Source organism: Bacillus sp. M6-12 (assembly GCF_002860285.1).
Lineage (GTDB): Bacteria > Bacillota > Bacilli > Bacillales > DSM-1321 > Peribacillus.
The window spans coordinates 85,872-105,768 of sequence record NZ_PGVF01000014.1; the positions used below are offsets into that span (position 1 = coordinate 85,872).

The 19,897-nt window shown below is 40.4% G+C and carries 21 protein-coding genes; 17 read left to right on the top strand and 4 right to left on the bottom strand.

Annotated features, from left to right (window positions below; all coding sequences use genetic code 11):
- The first annotated feature begins 85 nt into the window (after window positions 1-85).
- The 7 genes from dapD (at window position 86) to CVD28_RS15605 (ending at window position 5,888) form a co-directional block, all read left to right on the top strand.
- Entirely contained in the window at window positions 86-796 is a 711-nt protein-coding gene (gene dapD / locus CVD28_RS15575) for a 2,3,4,5-tetrahydropyridine-2,6-dicarboxylate N-acetyltransferase (RefSeq protein WP_101593381.1), read from the top strand.
- Between the two features lie 226 nt (window positions 797-1,022).
- Window positions 1,023-2,156, top strand: coding sequence for an N-acetyldiaminopimelate deacetylase (locus tag CVD28_RS15580; RefSeq protein ID WP_101593383.1), 1,134 nt, complete (start codon window positions 1,023-1,025; stop codon window positions 2,154-2,156).
- Between the two features lie 405 nt (window positions 2,157-2,561).
- Entirely contained in the window at window positions 2,562-3,110 is a 549-nt protein-coding gene (locus tag CVD28_RS15585; protein ID WP_101593386.1) for a peroxiredoxin, read from the top strand.
- Window positions 3,111-3,274: 164 nt separating this feature from the next.
- Window positions 3,275-3,730 (top strand): TlpA family protein disulfide reductase, encoded by a 456-nt coding sequence (locus tag CVD28_RS15590; RefSeq protein ID WP_101593388.1) that lies wholly within the window; start codon window positions 3,275-3,277, stop codon window positions 3,728-3,730.
- A 183-nt stretch (window positions 3,731-3,913) separates the two neighbouring features.
- Window positions 3,914-4,423 carry an RNA polymerase sigma factor gene (locus CVD28_RS15595; RefSeq protein ID WP_101593390.1) on the top strand — a complete coding sequence of 170 codons (510 nt, stop codon included), beginning with the start codon at window positions 3,914-3,916 and terminating at the stop codon, window positions 4,421-4,423.
- Window positions 4,413-5,072, top strand: a complete 660-nt coding sequence (locus tag CVD28_RS15600) for a hypothetical protein (protein WP_101593393.1) — start codon at window positions 4,413-4,415, stop codon at window positions 5,070-5,072. The genes CVD28_RS15595 and CVD28_RS15600 overlap by 11 nt, the downstream gene beginning before the upstream one ends.
- A gap of 156 nt (window positions 5,073-5,228) precedes the next feature.
- The gene (locus CVD28_RS15605) at window positions 5,229-5,888 is read left to right on the top strand and encodes a potassium channel family protein (RefSeq protein ID WP_101593395.1); all 660 of its coding nucleotides are present in this window, start codon (window positions 5,229-5,231) and stop codon (window positions 5,886-5,888) included.
- A gap of 212 nt (window positions 5,889-6,100) precedes the next feature.
- Here CVD28_RS15605 and rnjA read toward each other — a convergent pair whose 3' ends face one another.
- Window positions 6,101-7,768, bottom strand: coding sequence for a ribonuclease J1 (gene rnjA / locus CVD28_RS15610; protein WP_101593398.1), 1,668 nt, complete (start codon window positions 7,766-7,768; stop codon window positions 6,101-6,103).
- Between the two features lie 6 nt (window positions 7,769-7,774).
- The gene (locus CVD28_RS15615) at window positions 7,775-7,987 is read right to left on the bottom strand and encodes a DNA-dependent RNA polymerase subunit epsilon (RefSeq protein ID WP_101593400.1); all 213 of its coding nucleotides are present in this window, start codon (window positions 7,985-7,987) and stop codon (window positions 7,775-7,777) included.
- 613 nt (window positions 7,988-8,600) lie between these two features.
- Here CVD28_RS15615 and CVD28_RS15620 point away from each other — a divergent pair.
- Window positions 8,601-9,377, top strand: a complete 777-nt coding sequence (locus tag CVD28_RS15620) for a Cof-type HAD-IIB family hydrolase (protein WP_101593403.1) — start codon at window positions 8,601-8,603, stop codon at window positions 9,375-9,377.
- 140 nt (window positions 9,378-9,517) lie between these two features.
- Here CVD28_RS15620 and def read toward each other — a convergent pair whose 3' ends face one another.
- The gene (def, locus tag CVD28_RS15625) at window positions 9,518-10,072 is read right to left on the bottom strand and encodes a peptide deformylase (RefSeq protein WP_101593405.1); all 555 of its coding nucleotides are present in this window, start codon (window positions 10,070-10,072) and stop codon (window positions 9,518-9,520) included.
- Between the two features lie 598 nt (window positions 10,073-10,670).
- Here def and CVD28_RS15630 point away from each other — a divergent pair.
- The 7 genes from CVD28_RS15630 (at window position 10,671) to CVD28_RS15660 (ending at window position 18,314) form a co-directional block, all read left to right on the top strand.
- Window positions 10,671-11,321: a YkyA family protein gene (locus CVD28_RS15630; protein ID WP_257985884.1), complete on the top strand. Its 651-nt coding sequence runs from the start codon at window positions 10,671-10,673 to the stop codon at window positions 11,319-11,321.
- A gap of 787 nt (window positions 11,322-12,108) precedes the next feature.
- Window positions 12,109-13,224 (top strand): pyruvate dehydrogenase (acetyl-transferring) E1 component subunit alpha, encoded by a 1,116-nt coding sequence (pdhA, locus tag CVD28_RS15635; protein WP_101593408.1) that lies wholly within the window; start codon window positions 12,109-12,111, stop codon window positions 13,222-13,224.
- Window positions 13,225-13,227: 3 nt separating this feature from the next.
- On the top strand, window positions 13,228-14,205 hold the full coding sequence (locus CVD28_RS15640) for an alpha-ketoacid dehydrogenase subunit beta (protein ID WP_101593411.1): 978 nt from the start codon (window positions 13,228-13,230) through the stop codon (window positions 14,203-14,205).
- A 25-nt stretch (window positions 14,206-14,230) separates the two neighbouring features.
- Window positions 14,231-15,586 carry a dihydrolipoamide acetyltransferase family protein gene (locus tag CVD28_RS15645; protein ID WP_101593414.1) on the top strand — a complete coding sequence of 452 codons (1,356 nt, stop codon included), beginning with the start codon at window positions 14,231-14,233 and terminating at the stop codon, window positions 15,584-15,586.
- 3 nt (window positions 15,587-15,589) lie between these two features.
- On the top strand, window positions 15,590-16,999 hold the full coding sequence (gene lpdA, locus CVD28_RS15650) for a dihydrolipoyl dehydrogenase (protein WP_101593417.1): 1,410 nt from the start codon (window positions 15,590-15,592) through the stop codon (window positions 16,997-16,999).
- 140 nt (window positions 17,000-17,139) lie between these two features.
- On the top strand, window positions 17,140-17,385 hold the full coding sequence (locus CVD28_RS15655; RefSeq protein WP_101593419.1) for a hypothetical protein: 246 nt from the start codon (window positions 17,140-17,142) through the stop codon (window positions 17,383-17,385).
- Window positions 17,386-17,474: 89 nt separating this feature from the next.
- Window positions 17,475-18,314, top strand: a complete 840-nt coding sequence (locus tag CVD28_RS15660; RefSeq protein ID WP_257985885.1) for a polysaccharide deacetylase family protein — start codon at window positions 17,475-17,477, stop codon at window positions 18,312-18,314.
- Between the two features lie 175 nt (window positions 18,315-18,489).
- Here CVD28_RS15660 and CVD28_RS15665 read toward each other — a convergent pair whose 3' ends face one another.
- Complete coding sequence (locus tag CVD28_RS15665; RefSeq protein ID WP_101593424.1) at window positions 18,490-18,924, bottom strand: DUF1885 family protein; 435 nt, start codon at window positions 18,922-18,924, stop codon at window positions 18,490-18,492.
- A gap of 192 nt (window positions 18,925-19,116) precedes the next feature.
- Between CVD28_RS15665 and CVD28_RS15670 the strand changes: the two genes are divergently transcribed.
- Together CVD28_RS15670 and CVD28_RS15675 are read left to right on the top strand one after the other, a co-directional pair.
- Window positions 19,117-19,416, top strand: a complete 300-nt coding sequence (locus CVD28_RS15670; RefSeq protein WP_101593427.1) for a DUF3055 domain-containing protein — start codon at window positions 19,117-19,119, stop codon at window positions 19,414-19,416.
- A 214-nt stretch (window positions 19,417-19,630) separates the two neighbouring features.
- On the top strand, window positions 19,631-19,750 hold the full coding sequence (locus CVD28_RS15675) for a GapA-binding peptide SR1P (RefSeq protein WP_101593430.1): 120 nt from the start codon (window positions 19,631-19,633) through the stop codon (window positions 19,748-19,750).
- Window positions 19,751-19,897: the final 147 nt, after the last annotated feature.

Consider the following 19,897-nt stretch of genomic DNA (forward strand, 5'->3'; position numbering starts at 1 on the left):
ATTTCTGGTCAGGACGCTTGTCTAACATGCTTTTGTCTGATAAAGTATTTTTTATATTCAATACATAAGAGGAGGACATGGAATTATGAATAAAATGGACGCAAACGAAATTATTGCTTTTATACAAAATAGCAAGAAAGCTACCCCTGTGAAGGTATACATTAAAGGAGATCTGGAAGGAATCAGCTTCGGAGAAAATGCGAAGGCATTCATTAATGGCAGCACCGGAGTCGTTTTTGGTGAATGGGATGAGATCAATGAAGCGCTAACAGCCAATTCAGCCCGCATTGTAGATTTTGTAGTTGAGAATGACCGCCGCAATTCAGCAATCCCTCTGCTTGATATGAAAGGAATCAAAGCTCGCATTGAGCCGGGTGCGATTATCCGTGACCAGGTGGAAATCGGAGAAAACGCCGTTATCATGATGGGAGCTTCCATTAATATCGGGGCAGTTATCGGCGAGAAGACAATGATTGATATGAATGCTGTTCTTGGCGGGAGAGCCACTGTAGGCAAGAATTGCCACATTGGTGCAGGTGCAGTCCTGGCGGGAGTTATTGAGCCGCCATCAGCTAAACCGGTAATCATTGAAGATGATGTTTTAATAGGTGCAAATGCAGTTGTACTGGAAGGTGTAACCGTCGGCACAGGATCAGTTGTTGCGGCAGGTGCAATCGTAACTAAGGATGTTCCTCCATACTCAGTCGCAGCAGGTACCCCAGCTAAAGTCATTAAGCAAATTGATGAAAAAACAAAATCAAAGACTGAAATCATGCAGGAGCTTCGCCAGCTATAAGCAAAAGTTTCTGCTGGAAATTAGGGGACCGGTCATTATTTGATCCGGCCCCTTTATTAAATCTAAATACAATGCATTTACAAGAAAAGCTCGTAAAACAAAACAGATGTCTTGCTTTAGCGCCCAGCAGCATTTTTTTCTTGGGGGAATAAGCCCCGGCAGATAGGACGCATCAGTGGCGACTCCGCCCCAGGGCGCTTGCACTTTTCTAATTAGGAGGATAAGAGTGAGCATAAATCCATTTATTGCAGTCCGGCGTGATTTGCACAAGATTCCAGAGCTGGGTTTTCGGGAATTTAAAACGCAGCGCTATATTTTAGATTATATTGACAGCCTGCCTCAGGACCACATAGAAATAGAAACATGGAAGACAGCAGTTTTAGTAAGGGTAAAGGGCGGGAATCCTGCCAAGACAATCGGCTACAGGGCAGACATGGACGGCCTTCCTATTATTGAAGAAACGGGACTTCCATTTAAGTCGGAGCATCCTGAGCAGATGCATGCCTGCGGCCATGATATCCATATGAGTATAGCTCTTGGCGTTTTGACGCATTTTGCTAAACAGCCAGCCGCTGATAACTTATTGTTTATTTTTCAGCCTGCGGAAGAAGGGCCGGGCGGAGCGGAACCATTAATGAAAACGGATATAATGCAAAAATGGAAGCCCGACATGATTGTCGCCCTCCATATTGCTCCAGAATATCCGGTTGGTACGATTGCCGTTAAAGAAGGCCTGCTGTTTGCCAATACCTCTGAGCTATTTATTGATCTGAAGGGGAAAGGTGGCCATGCTGCCTATCCGCATCAGACGAACGATATGGTGATTGCGGCCTGCTCGCTTGTCGGACAGCTTCAGACTGTGGTTTCAAGAAATGTCGACCCGCTTGATTCGGCTGTAATTACAATCGGGAAAATTACGGGCGGAACTGTACAAAATATTATTGCTGAAAATGCACGACTGGAAGGAACCATCCGGACTCTTTCAGTTAATAGCATGAAAAAAGTGAAACAAAGGGTTCAGGAGTTAATCAAAGGTGTGGAAATCGGTTATCAATGTGAAGCAGCGATAGACTTTGGCTGCATGTACCATGAGGTTAATAATGAGAGTTCCTTAACCCGTGAGTTCATGGAGTTTGCAGACCGCCATGAGGACATAACTGTATTTGAATGCAGCGAGCAAATGACCGGTGAGGACTTTGGCTTTATGCTTAAAGAAATCCCTGGGTTTATGTTTTGGCTTGGGGCGAATTCAGGATATGGCCTGCACCACTCTAAAATCAATCCTGATGAATCAGCTATTGAAACAGCTATCAGCCTCCTTATCCCGTATTTAAGCTTCAAAGGGAATGAATCTTATTAATGAATATAGTCTCTGTAAGACTCTGTCTTTCAGGGATTTTTTTTTGAAAATGGATTTCATGACCTAAAACCTTTCTCTTTTGTCCTATAGAATAAACGCTTCACAAATGTCCAAAAATTTTGCCTAATTAAAAGCGTATTATTTTGTTAAGAAAAAGAACAGTGGTAAACTGGTATATGTTGGAGAAGAAAAAAACCTTGTTTTTTTGTTTAGAATTTTTTAGTCAAGGGCAACCTTATAAAGGCAGACTTTGTTTTATTAATAATCAATACTTCTTTAAATTAATTTTAATTAAGTGTTGACGGTAATACCTGACTTGTCTATAATAAATGTTGTGTTAAAAAAACTAATGAGAAATATATTCTATTTTTCTCAATTAAAATTTAATTTTGGAGGGATTTATTCATGCCAGAACGTATGGTAGGAAAACAAGCACCTCGTTTCGAAATGGATGCTGTTTTAGCAAACAAGGAATTTGGTAAAGTTAGTCTTGAAGAAAACATGAAGAATGACAAATGGACAGTTCTTTTCTTCTATCCAATGGACTTCACTTTTGTATGTCCGACAGAAATCACTGCTATGTCTGACCGTAATGACGAATTCGATGATCTAGATGCTGTTGTAATTGGTGTATCTACTGATACAATCCATACACATTTAGCTTGGATAAACACTGACCGTAAAGAAAACGGCTTAGGCGACCTTAACTATGCACTTGCTGCAGATACAAACCATGTCGTTTCACGTGATTATGGCGTATTGATCGAAGAAGAAGGTGTTGCTCTTCGCGGTCTATACATCATCAGTCCTGAAGGTGAGTTAATGTACTCTGTTGTTAACCACAACAATATTGGACGTGACGTTGACGAAACACTTCGCGTTCTTCAAGCTCTTCAAACCGGCGGACTTTGTCCGGCTAACTGGAGACCTGGACAAGCTACTCTTAACGCTTAATCGTCCAGATTTGAACTGATTGAGGCTGTTCCATAAGGGTTTGTGCTGCTTATAAAGACAAGAGTAAGGCGAGGGAGTCCTCGCCAGGATCTGTCTGCCAAGCCGTCCCTCTATGGGATAGTCTCTTTTTGGATAAGAATTGAAAAAAACATCGGAGGTGCAAAATGAAATTACGTGAACAAATGCCTGAATTACAGGGAGCAACTGATTGGTTAAATGGCCAAGTAACAAAAGAAGAGCTGGTTGGCGAAAGACCAACGCTTATCCATTTCTGGTCAGTAAGCTGTTATTTATGTAAAGAAGCTATGCCGCAGGTTAATGAATTCAGGGACAAATACCAAGGCAAGCTTAACGTTGTAGCTGTCCATATGCCTCGTTCGGAAGAGGATTTAAATATGGAAGACATAAAGAAGACGGCTGCAGAGCATGGAATAACTCAGCCAATCTTCGTTGACAGTGAGTTAAAGCTTAATGATGCTTTCGAAAATCAGTATGTACCCGCATACTATGTGTTTGATAAGGAAGGAAAGCTACGTCACTTCCAGGCTGGCGGAAGCGGTATGAAAATGCTTGAAAAGCGTGTGAACCGAGTTTTGGATGAAACCGAAGCAGCACAATAATTATATTATAAGGATAGCCAGGCAATCTGCCTGGCTATTTTTTATGCCTCTTTAGGATAAAAAGAACAAATTAATACTGTATCTATAACAGAGCTATTTATTAAAATCTTAATTAACGTGCGATAAAACGAAAACAAGAACGTCTAATTAAGTATATAGATCAAAAAAGAGGGGGGAGACGGATTGAACAATGCGGACATTTTGGAATGGTTTGAATTATACAGCGATGATATATATCAGTTCTTGTTCTATCGTGTTGGATCTGCGGATGTAGAAGACCTTGTGCAAGAGGTATTTTTAAAAGCCATTAAAGGGCAAAACTCCTACCAAGAGAAATCCAATCCAAAAACTTGGCTATACAGTATCGCCCGTAATGTAGCCGCAGATGAAGTCAGAAAAAGGAATAGATTTTGGAAGAAAAAAATCCGATTAAAATCGGAGGTTTATCCAATCGGCTGTAAATCACCTGAGGAAATTTTGCTGGTAAATGAAGAAAACAGAAGTTTATTTCTAGCTATTCAGTCTCTAAGACCAAGTTATCGTGAAGTACTTATCCTTAGGGGCATTAAGGGGCTTTCGGTAACTGAAGCAGCACTTGCACTTGACTGGGGTGAAAAAAAGGTACGCTCGACCTACCATAGGGCGCGCAAGGCATTAAATCAACAATTGGGAGGGTTGTTCGATGAAGAGTAATAAGTTGGATAGAAAACTAGCGTCTATGCCTCTTCCGGAGTTAAATAATCAAAAAAGAAATGAAATGTACCATTTACTTGAAAAGGAGAATTCTAAAGAAATATCTTCGAGAAGAAAAGGTGATGTTAAAAGAAGCGTTATCGGAGTTTTCGCAGCTGCCGCTGCATTGGGTCTGTTTCTGCTACTCTCTGTTACGGCAATAAAAGATACTCAAATTCAGCAGAAACAAGGTGAAATCACGCAGCAGACTGATCTAAATGAATCCTTTAAGATAAATGGTGAAACCTTTTACGGCATTAAAAATAAGTTTGCAATCAGAAAAATGAATGGCAGTAATGATCCTGAATTTCCAGCGGGGTCAAGAGGTGGTCATTATGTGACTTATTTCTGGGGTGAAAAAGATGCTTTGATAGGAAAGAAATATAAAATGATAGCTACCCACGAAGTGACAGGAGAGAGCGCCCAGCTTTATGAATGGGAGATTGCAAGCAATATGAATCCATTGATAAATGCTGATGCCCAAAGCGGCGCCAAGTTTGGATTTGATAAGGAAGGCAGATATCGCATTGATGTTACGGTAAGCCAGCAAAAGTTTGCGAGCTTTACTGTGCATGCAGAATTAGTAAAAGAGAGCCCTAAGCAACAGTAGACTTCAGTGTGAGTTCCTTGCTTATCGTGATACAATACAATTAAGGATCTAAGTTCAAAAGTAGATAAGTGCTTCAGGGATATCCTTAGTGAAAGTTGTCCTTTTTGCCGCAATTACTACTAAAGCTTATAGCAAGCATTTGTGGAGGAATTTTGAGTGAAAAAAGAATTTGTAGTTATTGGCTTGGGCCGTTTTGGAGGAAGCATTTGCAAGGCTCTTGCCGAGCAAGGGATGGAAGTACTGGCAATCGATAATAATGAAGACAGAGTAAACGAATACGCAATGATTGCCTCGCACGCCGTTGTAGGTGATACAACGGATGAAAATGTTTTAAAAAGCCTGGGAATCCGTAATTTCGATCATGTTATAGTAGCAATCGGCGATAATATTCAGTCCAGCATCCTAACTACTTTGATGCTTAAAGAGCTGGGTGTCAATAATATTACGGTAAAGGCACAAAATGATTATCATGAAAAGGTGCTTCGTAAAATTGGTGCCGACCATGTTGTGCATCCAGAGAGGGATATGGGCCGAAGAATTGCCAACAAAGTCGTTTCCAATAATGTTCTAGACTATTTGGAGCTTTCTGAAGAACATTCCATCGTAGAAATTGTCGCAAGCAGAAAAATGGATGGTAATTCAATCATCGACCTCGATATTCGTGCAAAATATGGAATCAATATCGTTGCCATTAAACGTGGCCAGGATATTATTGTTTCACCCCAGGCCAATGAAATAATTAAAACAGGTGACATTCTGATTGTCATTGGTGCCGATACAGACATCAACCGTTTTGAAAAACGGATAGTTGAATAACAAAAACCTTTTCATAACGAACAAATAGAAATGCCGCTCCCTAAATGGGTGCGGCATTTCTTCTTGTATTAATAATATTACTTAAACGTCTGCAGCAACACCAGAGGTGTAAAGACAAGTACTATAGCGTTGCTTTATCAAAAAAAGTGCTCTTCTGGAAAGGAAGAGCACTTTTTTTGTTGTTTACGACAGGTTGTCCCAAACAAGCGTTATTAAACCTCCATGATAATCGGCAGGATCATAGGGCGGCGTTTAGTTTTTTCATAAAGGAAAGGAGAAAGTGTGTCAGTGATTTCATTTTTGATTTCAGACCACTGAGTTGTACGTCTTTCCATGACTTTGTTGAGGTGTTTAGTGATCAGTGTCTGGGCATCATTAATCAGGTCACCAGATTCACGCATATAGACAAATCCGCGGGAAATGATATCCGGCCCTGCTGCAATTTTGAAATCTTTCATATTAATGCTTACAACTACCACTACAAGACCTTCTTCAGAAAGAATGCGGCGGTCGCGAAGAACAATATTTCCGATATCCCCGATACCGCTTCCATCAATGTACACTGATCCTGATGGAATCTTTCCTGCGACTTGGGCAGTGCTCTCGCTTAGCGCCAGTACTTCGCCATTATCCATGATAAAGCAATTTTCTTCAGGGACGCCGCAATCAACCGCATGGCGGGCATGCATCATCTGCATCCGGTATTCCCCGTGGATCGGCATGAAAAACTTTGGATTCATAAGGCGAAGCATAAGCTTTTGCTCTTCTTGACCGCCGTGACCAGAGGTATGGATATCGCTAAGCTTTCCATGGATAACTTCAGCGCCTGCCTTGAAAAGCATATTGATGGTTCTGCTTACAGAAATTGTATTTCCTGGAATAGGAGAAGAAGAAAATACTACAGTATCACCAGGTATAATCTGAATCTGCCTGTGAGTACCATTTGCAATCCTGGACAGGGCTGCCATTGGTTCACCCTGGCTTCCGGTACAAAGAATCGTAACTCTGTTTGCAGGCAGGCGGTTGATTTGATTTGCCTCAATAAATGTCTCCTTAGGAGCGCGAATATAGCCAAGCTCCTGGCCTATTGTGATAGCGGCTTCCATGCTTCTTCCAAAAACGGCTATTTTACGTCCGTTTTGGACTGCTGCTTCTGTAACCTGCTGCAAGCGATGAATGTTAGAAGCGAAGGTAGCAAATATCACACGGCCGTCCACTTTCCTAAAAATATCTTGGATGCTTTCCCCAACACGGCTTTCGGACATTGTGAAATTAGGTACTTCGCTGTTTGTGCTGTCAGAAAGCAGGCAAAGAACGCCTTCTTTTCCGATTTCAGCCATTTTAATCAAGTTGGCAGGTTCACCGACTGGAGTGAAATCAAATTTAAAATCTCCGGTATGGACAATCTGTCCAGGAGGAGTTTTGACTACAATACCATACGAATCTGGAATACTGTGAGTAGTCCGGAAGAAGGTAACCGAAGTTTTTCGGAATTTAATGATATCGTCTTCCTGGATTTCTATCATTTTTGTCTGGCGAAGCAGTCCATGCTCTTCCAGTTTGTTCCGCAAGAGGCCAAGTGCAAGTTTTCCGCCATATACAGGTATATTCACTTCCCGGAGCAGATATGGAATTCCTCCGATATGATCCTCATGGCCGTGTGTAATAAATAACCCCTTAATTTTATCAACGTTTTTTACTAGGTATGAATAATCAGGTATAACATAATCAATACCGAGAAGTTCATCCTCCGGAAATTTAATTCCTGCGTCAATCAGGATAATTTCATCCTGGAACTGTACACCATAAGTGTTCTTCCCTATTTCGCCAAGTCCGCCAAGGGCGAAAACAGCTGTTTGGTCATTTTTAACAAATTTCATAAATTATCATTGCTCCAATACTTTAAAATCTTCATTATTCTGTTTCTCATATTCCAAATGATCACCAGTTACTGGCTGGATGAATTCAATGTTGTAAGGCTCATGCTTAATTTTCAAGCGGACTTCTCGTTCCGTTTCAGCCTCTACATAAATAGTTTTTGTGTTTTCACGAACTGGCACTTGTGCTGCATTTTCTTGATAGTATACCTTAAAAATCATTAGTATCGCCCCTCACTTATAGTAATTGCTTTTTTCATTATATATAAAAAACACAATTATTTCATGTTTTACAACATCCAGTTAATTTTATGTAAAAATTAATTGATTTGGAAAAAGATAGATACTTGAAAACTTTACAATAAAGAAGAAGCCCTTCGCAAGTTTTGAAGGGCTTTTTTTAGCATAAATTATGCAATTGTTTTTTTTCTTAAAAGATCATTCCATTGTTTAAGCAGCTTCTTGCGCAGCTTTTTTAACATGGCTGATCACTCCCTTTGATTATATTTTATACCATTATTGCAGAATGTAAATATGTCTTTACGGGTAATTTCTTTTTATGATACATAAAACTGCTGAAAGTGACATTATCATTATGGAATTTGCTGGCTGCCAGGAAGTATATACGCTATAATGCCTATTCTAGTAATAAGTTCTTTGATAATAGGATATGACAATTGGTACAAACTATTTCATGGCGTTTTCTGGAAATAATAAAGGAGAAAGAATCAAAGAAAACCGCGCTTCTTGACATCAAGTTGAACTGGGCTTTTAATTGTAGCAGAATAATGAAACCGAATCAGAATTACAAATTATCAAATAGGATGTGAAACGGTTGGATAAGAAAATTGTTTTCTTTGATATTGACGGTACGCTACTCGACCAGGATAAAAAACTGCCAGATTCAACGCGTATTGCGATAAAGGAGCTTCAGGAAAATGGGGTATTTGTTGCTATTGCCACCGGCCGGGCACCTTTTATGTTTGAACCGCTGAGAAAACAGCTGGATATTGACACCTTTGTAAGCTTTAACGGACAATATGTGGTCTTTGAGGATGAGGTGGTATACAGAAATCCGCTTTCGGAGAATGCGATCGGAAGGCTCGCCGTTCAAGCAAAGAAACGGGGCACCCCGCTCGTGTATATGAATGAGGCGACTATGAAAGCGACCGTCCGGGGAAGCGAACGGATTGAGGAATCATTGGCGTCACTAAGGTTTCCTCATCCGGAACAGGACGAAGAATTTTATAAAAACAGAGACATCTTCCAATCGCTTTTATTTTGCACCGATGATGAAGAAAAAGGATATACGGATGTTTTTCCGGAATTTCATTTTATCCGCTGGCATCCATATTCCATTGATGTGCTGCCAAAAGGCGGATCCAAGGCAGAGGGAATTAAAATTCTGATGGAAAGAGTGGGCTTTAAGCTAGAGGATGTTTATGCCTTTGGTGATGGCTTAAATGATATTGAAATGCTTAAGGCTGTAGGGTACGGCATTGCAATGGGAAATGCAGGAGAAGAGGTAAAGGAACATGCTTATTATGTAACGAAGGACGTAGGAGAAGACGGCATCCTGCACGGATTAAAAGAAATGAAGCTGATCAAGTAAAGGAAGTTCGCAAAAAGCGTGTATGCTTTTATTAAAAGATAAGCTGTGTACAAGAGACAATTTTATAAAAAACGAAAACCTTGCTGATGACTGGAATAGGCCGACAGCAAGGTTTTTATTTTTATTGACATACTTCTTAATTAGCGTTCAACAGCTGAGGCGTTTTCCGGCACAGCAAAAGGATCATTTTCTTGTATATGATCGTAAAACATTACCCCATTCAAATGGTCGATTTCATGCTGAAAAACAATGGCTGGAAGTCCTCTTAAACGAATTTTAACATTTTCACCTTCAAGGGTTGTTCCAGATACTGTTACCCTGGAATACCTTGGCACATAGCCGGGAACTGCCCTGTCTACAGACAAGCAGCCTTCACCTGCTGTTAAATAGGCTTTCTCGACTGAATGGCTGACAATCTTAGGATTAAATAGTGCATAGCTGACTAAATTGCCCTTTTCATCTGTTAAATGGACAGCGATCATCCGTTTAGCCACGTCAATTTGCGGTGCGGCCAGACCGATACCGGGGCGAAGCCCATATTTTTCGGAAATTTCCGGATCCTGACTATTTTGAACGTATTCCATAAGGCTCGTCAGTATTTTTTTATCTTCATCTGATGCAGGCAGATGGACTTCCGCTGCAACCTTCCTAAGCGTCGGGTGCCCTTCTTTAATAATATCCTTCATTGTAATCATTATTTTCACCTCAGTATAAGTTCCATCAGAATTCATATGATTTAGTCTAACAAAATGCAGGTAAAATGTTAATTACCAAAATCAGAGGATATTTAAATATAATTTTCTGCGATTTGCAAGAACCACATCTTTCTTCTCGTTTAATAGGATAGAGGCCTCAGTTTCAAAACGAGTTTTTGAGAGGGAGTTTTAAGGGTATATCTTCTTTGTCATTAAGCTTTGTAGTTAATAACAATAGAATCTGCCTTCAATGATCAGCAGGATGAAGCAATATTTTGAGTATGAAATCAAAAGTAGATCTGTTCGCTTGGTACATAAGGGAGGGATAACCACAATCATGCTTTCCATAACTGTGCAAAAAGTTCGTTGCATTTCCAGCCTGCCCTGCCGTAAGGCTTTCTTTATAGCCTATGCCCAGTCTATGGGGTATGTGTAGGCGGATGCCTAATCATAAATGATTAGCCTGCTGAATATAATGGTTTACATAAATTCTGATTGTCGGACATGCTCGGCTGGAGCCGGCGATATGGATGGTTTAATATTGTCAAATGGTTGAGAAGCCGTTATAGTAGATATAGTATTTTAGGGGGAATGGCCAGTGTATAAACATCTAATGCCTTTAGCACTAATCCTATTTTCAGCCGCAATACTGACAGGCTGCCTGAACGGGTCTCCGGAAGAACAAATGTATACCATTCTGGAGGATGTAGTAGACAAAGAAAATGGATTCAAGGATCAGCAGACACCACTTGTTGATTTGGAAAAGAAAGAAGCAGACATCTATTCTCAAATCATAAAGCTTGGAATAAAGGATTATGATAAAATTGTTTCTCTTTCAGATGAAGCTCTTCAAAATATCGACAAACGGGAAGAACATATAAAAAAAGAACACGATAGTATTGCCGAAGCAAAGAAGGAATTCGAAAAAGTTGAGGATATAGTCAAGGAAATAGAAAAGGAAGATATCAGGAATAAGGCAATAAACTTAAATAACACAATGAATGATCGTTTTGATGCCCACGAAACTCTTTATAAGGCATATATTGAAAGCATGAAAATAGACCGGGAGCTTTATGGTTTATTTAAACAAAAGGATTTAAAAATGGAGGACCTTCAAAAGCAAATTGATAAAGTAAATAAAGCCTATGATAAAGTAATGAAAGAAAATGATAAGTTCAACAAGCTGACAGAAGAATACAATCAAGAGAAAATAGAGTTTTATAAAAGTGCTGGGCTAAAAGTGTCTTAACAAAAGAAACAGACGCGTATGCAGCCAACAAATTAATAAGAAACAGCTAAAAGCCGTTTTAGGGACTGCCGCGGGATTTCCGAGTGGTATCAGTTCCTTAAAACGGCTTTTTTTGGTAATAATTAAAGAGTAAAATATGTAAAATTAAGGCTTTTGCCAACAAATGTATAAAAACAAAATTGGCAAGTGTAAAAATAGCCGAATATAGGAAAGATAAACCGTAAGCGGATTATTGTTTTTTAACAGCAGAGATGATGACCAAAGTATTTATTTAGTTATAGTACAGTTATCCATACTATTATGTAACAGAAGGGAAAAGGGGATGGTAATGTTAAAAAAAATATTCTTGTTTTAATGCTATAAAATTGTAATACGTAGTATTTGACTTAAAATATGTTGTTAGGTAAACTTAAAAATGGAATAAAGCATTGTATCATTTTAGCAAACAATTTTATTAGTACAGAATGCATAGCCTGGATGGTGCAAAGAATAAACATGTTTCAGTGCTGGTTAGCGTGGAAAATAACCTATGGCTTGTTTTTTTGTGGAAAGGAAAATATAAATATATTTGACTTCAACCCGTAAAAACATATACAGATCTGTGCACCGGGCTGTGACCTAACCCGTAACAGCTTGCTCTATTGGAGAACATTGTATGTGCCTCAATTTTACCTCTGACTGGCTTGATACGCTCGTCATTTGGTTGGTTTTCTGCGTTTTTAACTGGAAGTGAAAATGCTTTATCGCAAAATATAACCTTTTTATTGAAAGGAAGAGGTGGCTAGAGATGGCTTCTAAAGAACAAAAAGCTCAATTTGACGTCAAGACTCAGCTTGAAAATGTAAGTGAACAATTTAAAACCTTGCAAATTTTAAATGAAGAAGGCGAAGTTGTAAATGAAGCAGCTATGCCTGAACTATCAGACGAGCAAATGCAGGAATTAATGAGACGCATGGTGTATACCCGTATTCTTGACCAGCGGTCTATTTCTCTTAACCGCCAGGGGCGCCTTGGCTTTTATGCGCCTACTGCAGGACAGGAAGCTTCTCAATTGGCATCACAATTCGCGCTGGAAAAAGAAGATTTCATTTTACCAGGTTATCGGGATGTTCCACAGATTATCTGGCATGGCCTTCCATTACACCAGGCATTCTTATTCTCACGCGGTCATTTCCAGGGTAACCAGATACCTGAAGGCGTGAACGTAATTTCTCCGCAAATTATCATTGGTGCCCAGTACATACAAGCTGCTGGTGTTGCTTTAGGGATGAAGAAAAACGGTAAAAAGACTGTAGCAATAACTTACACAGGTGACGGAGGCGCTTCTCAAGGTGACTTCTATGAAGGGATCAACTTTGCAGGTGCATTCAAAGCTCCAGCTATTTTTGTTGTGCAAAATAACCGTTTTGCAATTTCAACACCTGTTGAAAAACAATCTGCTGCCAAAACGATCGCCCAGAAGGCAGTTGCAGCTGGTATCCCAGGCATTCAGGTAGATGGAATGGATCCGTTGGCAGTATACAAGGCTGTTAGTGAAGCTCGTGAACGCGCTGTAAACGGTGAAGGCCCTACACTCATCGAAACGTTAACATACAGATATGGCCCGCACACTATGGCCGGAGACGATCCGACCCGATACCGCACATCTGAACTTGATAATGAGTGGGAACAAAAGGATCCGCTTGTCCGTTTCCGTAAATTCCTTGAAAAGAAAGGAATCTGGAACGAGGAAATGGAAACAAAAGTTATCGAACAGGCTAAGGATGATATTAAAGAAGCGATCAAAAAAGCTGATGAAACACCAAAGCAAAAGGTTACTGACCTTATGGATATTATGTATGAAGATATGCCTCACAACCTAAAAGAGCAATATGAAATTTATAGAGAAAAGGAGTCGAAGTAAGCCATGGCTCAAATGACAATGATTCAAGCAATTACGGACGCAATGCGTACTGAAATGCGCAAGGATGAAAAGGTTCTTGTTTTCGGTGAAGACGTAGGTGTAAACGGCGGGGTATTCCGTGCGACAGAAGGCTTGCAAAATGAATTCGGTGAAGAACGAGTGTTTGATACTCCATTGGCTGAATCTGGAATCGGCGGACTCGCAATTGGTCTTGGACTTCAAGGTTTTAGACCTGTAATGGAACTTCAGTTCTTTGGGTTTATTTTTGAAGTTATGGACTCCGTCGCAGGACAAATGGCGCGTATGCGCTATCGTTCAGGCGGACGCTATAACTCACCTGTAACTATCCGCTCTCCTTTTGGCGGCGGTGTTCATACACCTGAAATGCATGCTGATAATCTTGAAGGGTTAATGGCTCAGTCTCCAGGTCTTAAAGTAGTTATCCCGTCAACTCCTTATGATGCAAAAGGGTTGCTTATTTCTGCCATCCGTGATAATGACCCGGTTATATTCCTGGAGCATATGAAGCTTTACCGTTCTTTCCGCCAGGAAGTTCCTGAAGGCGAATACACAATTCCTATCGGGAAAGCGGACGTAAAACGAGAAGGAAGCGATCTTTCAATCATTACTTACGGTGCAATGGTGCAAGAATCCATTAAAGCTGCCGAGGAGCTGGAAAAAGAAGGTTATTCTGTAGAAGTGGTTGATCTGCGGACAATCGCTCCACTAGATATCGATACAATCATAGCTTCTGTTGAAAAGACAGGGCGTGCAATCGTTGTACAGGAAGCGCAGCGCCAGTCTGGTATCGCAGCTTCAGTTGTGGCAGAAATTAATGAGCGTGCAATCCTTAGCCTTGAAGCCCCAGTATTGCGTGTAGCAGCAGCTGATACTGTGTTCCCGTTCTCCCAGGCTGAGTCTGTATGGCTTCCAAATTATAAAGACGTTATTGAAACGGCTACTAAAGTACTTAAATTTTAACGATTTTTAATAGGAGGTTGAATCCATGTCATTCCAATTTAGACTCCCTGATATCGGTGAAGGTATCCATGAGGGTGAAATTGTTAAGTGGTTCGTGAAGCCAGGAGATAAAGTACAAGAAGATGACGTCCTTTGTGAAGTCCAAAACGATAAAGCGGTAGTTGAAATACCATCTCCTGTTGCCGGAACAGTAGAAGAGATTCTTGTGGAAGAAGGCACAGTCGCAATAGTAGGGGATGTTCTTGTTAAATTCGACGCACCTGGCTATGAAGATCTTCAATTTAAAGGCGATCATGAAGAAGGCGAGAAAAAGACGGAAGCACAAGTGCAATCTACACTAGAAGCTGGCCAGGATGTTCAAAAAGAAGCAGTACAAGCTGCAGAGCAGCCGGCAGCTACCGGTGCTGGTGCACAGCCGCAGGCTGAAGCGGACCCTAACCGAAGAATTATCGCTATGCCTTCTGTCCGTAAATTTGCGCGTGATAAAGGTGTTGATATCCGTCTGGTTGCAGGTTCAGGTGACAACGGACGTGTTATGAAAGAAGATATCGAGGCATTTGCAGCTGGAGGCGGACAAGCTTCAGCAGCTCCTGCTCCTGCTCAGCAAAAAGCAGCAGCACCGGCAGCAGAAGCAAAGGAAACCAAAGCGCCGGCAGCAGCAGCTATTCCAGCTGGACAATATCCTGAAACTCGTGAAAAAATGAGCGGGATTCGTAAAGCAATCGCCAAGGCTATGGTTAACTCCAAGCACACTGCTCCGCATGTTACCTTGATGGATGAAGTGGAAGTGACAAAGCTTGTTGCCCACCGCAAGCAATTCAAGGATGTTGCTGCACAAAAAGGAATCAAGCTTACATTCCTTCCTTATGTGGTAAAAGCATTAACAAGCGCATTGCGTGAGTTCCCTGCTTTGAATACTTCACTTGATGACGCAACCAGTGAAATCATTCATAAGCATTACTACAATATCGGCATTGCTGCAGATACTGAAAAAGGCCTATTAGTTCCTGTAGTAAAGGATGCAGACCGTAAATCAGTATTCAATATTTCCAATGAAATCAACGAATTGGCTGGAAAAGCACGTGACGGCAAACTTGCTCCTGATGAAATGAAAGGTGCTTCCTGCACAATTTCAAACATCGGATCTGCAGGCGGACAATGGTTTACTCCTGTCATCAACCATCCGGAAGTAGCGATTCTTGGAATCGGGCGCATTGCTGAAAAAGCCATCGTGAAAAATGGCGAAATTGTAGCAGCTCCTGTATTGGCTCTTTCATTAAGCTTTGACCACCGTATGATTGACGGTGCAACTGCACAGAACGCAATGAACCACATCAAGCGTTTGTTAAACGATCCAGATCTTTTGTTAATGGAGGGATAATTCATGGTAGTAGGAGATTTTCCAATTGAAACAGACACTCTTGTCATAGGTGCAGGTCCTGGCGGATATGTAGCTGCCATTCGTGCTGCACAGCTTGGGCAAAAAGTAACTATCGTTGAAAAAGGCACACTTGGAGGGGTTTGTCTAAATGTCGGATGTATCCCTTCAAAGGCTTTGATTTCTGCAGGCCATCGTTATGAGCATGCTAAGCATTCCGACGATATGGGTATCACTGCTGAAAACGTGACTGTAGACTTTTCAAAAGTACAAGCCTGGAAAGGTACTGTAGTTAAGAAGCTGACAGGCGGAGTGGAAGGTTTATTGAAAGGAAACAAAGTAGACATCGTCAGTGGTGAAGCTTACTTTGTTGATGCAAACTCTGTCCGCGTTATGACTGAAAACTCAGCACAGACTTACACGTTTAAAAATGCAATTATCGCAACAGGCAGCACTCCTATTGAGTTGCCTGCATTTAAATACAGCAAGCGTGTGATCAATTCAACAGGTGCCCTTGCCCTTCAGGAAATTCCGTCATCAATGGTTGTTATAGGCGGAGGGTATATTGGTACAGAGCTCGGCGGAGCATATGCCAACTTTGGAACAAAAGTTACTATTTTAGAGGGCATGGATGATATTCTATCCGGTTTTGAAAAGCAAATGTCAGCACTGGTAAAGCGTAATCTGAAGAAAAAAGGTGCTGAAATTATTACAAAGGCTTCAGCCAAGAGTGTTGAGGAAACAGAAAATGGCGTAGTTGTTACGTATGAAGCAAAAGGTGAAGAGATAAAGGTAGAAGCTGATTATGTACTAGTTACTGTTGGACGCCGTCCAAACACTGACGAACTAGGCCTTGAGCAGGTAGGCGTTAAATTGTCTGACCGGGGCATAATTGAAATCGACAAGCAATGCCGCACAAGCGTCAGCAATATTTATGCAATCGGTGATATCGTGCAAGGCCCCCCGTTGGCACACAAAGCATCTTATGAAGGTAAGATTGCTGCTGAAGCGATTGCAGGCCATTCTTCTGAAATCGACTATCTGGCAATCCCGGCTGTCGTATTCTCAGAGCCTGAACTCGCTTCTGTAGGATATACTGAAAAGCAGGCAAAAGATGAAGGAATCGATGCAAAAGCTTCTAAATTCCCGTTTGCAGCAAATGGCCGTGCACTGTCCTTAAACATGACAGACGGATTTATGAAGCTTGTTACCCGTAAAGAAGACGGGTTGGTAATTGGTGCCCAAATCGCCGGACCAGGCGCTTCTGATATGATTGCTGAGCTAGGCTTGGCAATTGAAGCGGGCATGACAGCTGAAGATATCGCTATGACCATTCATGCTCACCCAACATTGGGTGAAATCACGATGGAAGCTGCTGAAGTTGCACTTGGCAATCCTATTCACATCGTAAAATAATATAATCTGTACCAGTCGGTCGAGACCACAAATTGTGGATTCTGCGGCCGGCTTTTTTTGTATTCCAATTTATTTAACATTAAAAGCCATGCCTGTACATATAATTCAATTTACTAGAGAAATGTAAGGAGATGGCCGTTGTGAAGAGCTATATCGTTTTCTTGTTTCAATTGATGATATGGAGCGGGTATTCTGTAGTGGAATGGATGTCTGATCACGATAGATTATTCTTTAATGCAGGCATGTTCCTAGTTTTTTCATACCTTGCTGTTTTTACTGGAAAAGCGATACTTAAATCGGGAAAGAAGACGGTTTACATTACAATTATTAGCTTAATAAGCTATGCAGGGATGCATTTCCTGTTTCGTACATTTCTTCCAAATTAATTGCTAAAACCGGATAGGTAGCGTTATCATAGGAAAAGACAAATGTAGCAGTGCCAGGTAACTATTCAATGCATCAAGGAGGACCTCTATTGAAACTGAAGACATTAACAGCTGCAGCAGCTTTTTTTCTGCTTGCCGGGTGTGGCACCAATGAGGAAAGCGCAAATCCCCAAAAAACAAAAACACCCCAGGCAGTAAATGAAACAGCAAGCAATGAAGGTAAGAACGGAGAACCGAAAAAAGAGGCAGTTCAGAAAGAGGAGCCTGCAGAAGAAACAGCTCTTCCTCTCATGCCTGCCTATCGGTTAAATACTGCAAACTGGTCATTAAAGCCAATTGCTGGGCAAAATCCAAAGGTAGCTCTTCTTACAATTGATGACGCCCCGGATAAGAATTCACTTCAAATCGCAAAGACGCTAAAATCCCTGAACGTAAAGGCCATTTTCTTTGTAAACGGCCATTTTATTGATTCTGAAGAGGAAAAACTGGTTCTAAAGCAAATTGATCAAATGGGTTTTATGATTGGCAATCATACATATAATCATAAAACTTTGAAAGAATTAACAGATCAAGAGCAATATGATGAAATTGTTAAATTAAATGATACTGTTGAACAAATTATCGGGAAAAGGCCAAAGTTCTTCAGGGCACCCTTTGGGATTAATACTGATTATTCCCGGAAAGTGGTGGCAGATGAAAAAATGCTTTTGATGAATTGGACGTATGGATATGACTGGGAAAAAGAATATCAAAACAAAGCGGCTTTGGAAAATATTATGGTAAACAGTCCGTATTTAACGAGTGGTGCAAATTTGCTTATGCATGACCGGGCTTGGACAAGCCAGGCCATGCCGCAAATCATAAAAGGCCTCCAGGCTAAAGGCTTTGAGATGCTGGACCCAGCATTAATAGAGACAACGGCAAATTAAGAGAAGGAAGGCAAAAGGCACCTCAGGGTTGCCTTTTGCCTTTGTAAAAAATTTTGTAATAAAAAGGTAAAATAAATCGTATTATGAAAAAAGCAGTTTTTTATCTCCAAGTTTGGCACAGGACGTGCCAGAATTAGTCGACGTTCCTTTTTCAAAGACACTTGCGCTTTCCTTATTATTTTCTTGGATAAAAATACATAATGCGGTTATTGAAAAGATGTAATTCGCCTTTCAGCTTTTTCGCGAGGAATTTACAGAATTCGTTTGCCTTTCCTTTATCCCCATATGTGGAAGCTTCCGGTAATGTTAATTGAATGTAGGTTTGGATTCGTTCACTTAGATCGCTGTCGACAATTTTTTCCTGATCAACACCAAGCAAGATTACATTATAACGATCGGCTTTTGATTGAAAATATATCCATTTGCCTTTGCCTTCCGCCGTTTCCATAATATCATATGGAAATGCATTACTTCCGTAATCCCAGTCAAGCTGATCGCCGGTTTTTACAGTAATTTTTTTATAATAAGCAAAAAGCTCTTTGATCTCATCGATAGTGATCGTTTCCTGTGATGAACCAGGAACTAATTTAATATAAGCGCTTTCAGACATCCTTTCATCCCCCTTACACAGTCTTAAAATCTTTTTCTATGTATTCCTAATTACCATAGGCCCATCATTCATTTTATTCTAGCATTTTCACAAAGTAACATACAACTTAATTCAGTGTAGAATGCATACAACTTGAATGGTCTTGAATTTTCAATTATAATAATATTCAGAATATTCAAAGGAGGAAAAAGTATGGAACTGTTCGATAAATTTTATGATGAGCAGGAAAAAGTCAAGGTCCGTTTTGTTGGTTTTACAACAGGTGAGATCCGATTTGATTTTGGCATTGTTTATACGAATATGTTCTTTGGGAAGCCTTTGGTGATTTGTATGCAAACGGGCAGATCAACCCTCCTTGAACAAAAGGACTTAGAAGATATTGAGCATTTAATGTCTGTATTTAAATTGCGTGAAAGAAAACACGCATCAGACCTGGCGGAATTTTTCTTTGAAACACTGCCTGAAACTCCATTTCAGGCGGAATATGAGTAGAATAGGAGAGCCTTTAAACAGGCTCTTTTTTTGGTGTGATGAAAAATAGTGTTATACTAATTACCGATTTTAAATGCGCCCATATATGCTAGCTAAACAAAAAATAGAATAAATGTTACATACAGTTTAGGCTTGATTTTTTAATTGTGTTATATTATTATAAAACCATAAGATAAAACGCTTACAAAAAACCAACAGAAAAGGAGCTTGAATGATGGGAACAATTGTATGTCAATCATGCAACAGTACAATCGAACATTACGAGAATGAGAAGGTACACGTAATTTACTCTAAATGTGATGGATGTCATTCCGGCCAATCTGACGAAGAATAAACGCTAATCTGTTAATCTCGATAGCGCTTAAAAGGCTGGACATTAGAAAACTCGCGATTAGCGAGCCTTAATAGGACAGTTTCACCTTTCTTATGGAAAGCTGTTAGAATATTTGTTTATACACCAAATAACCTTGCTGAAGATTGA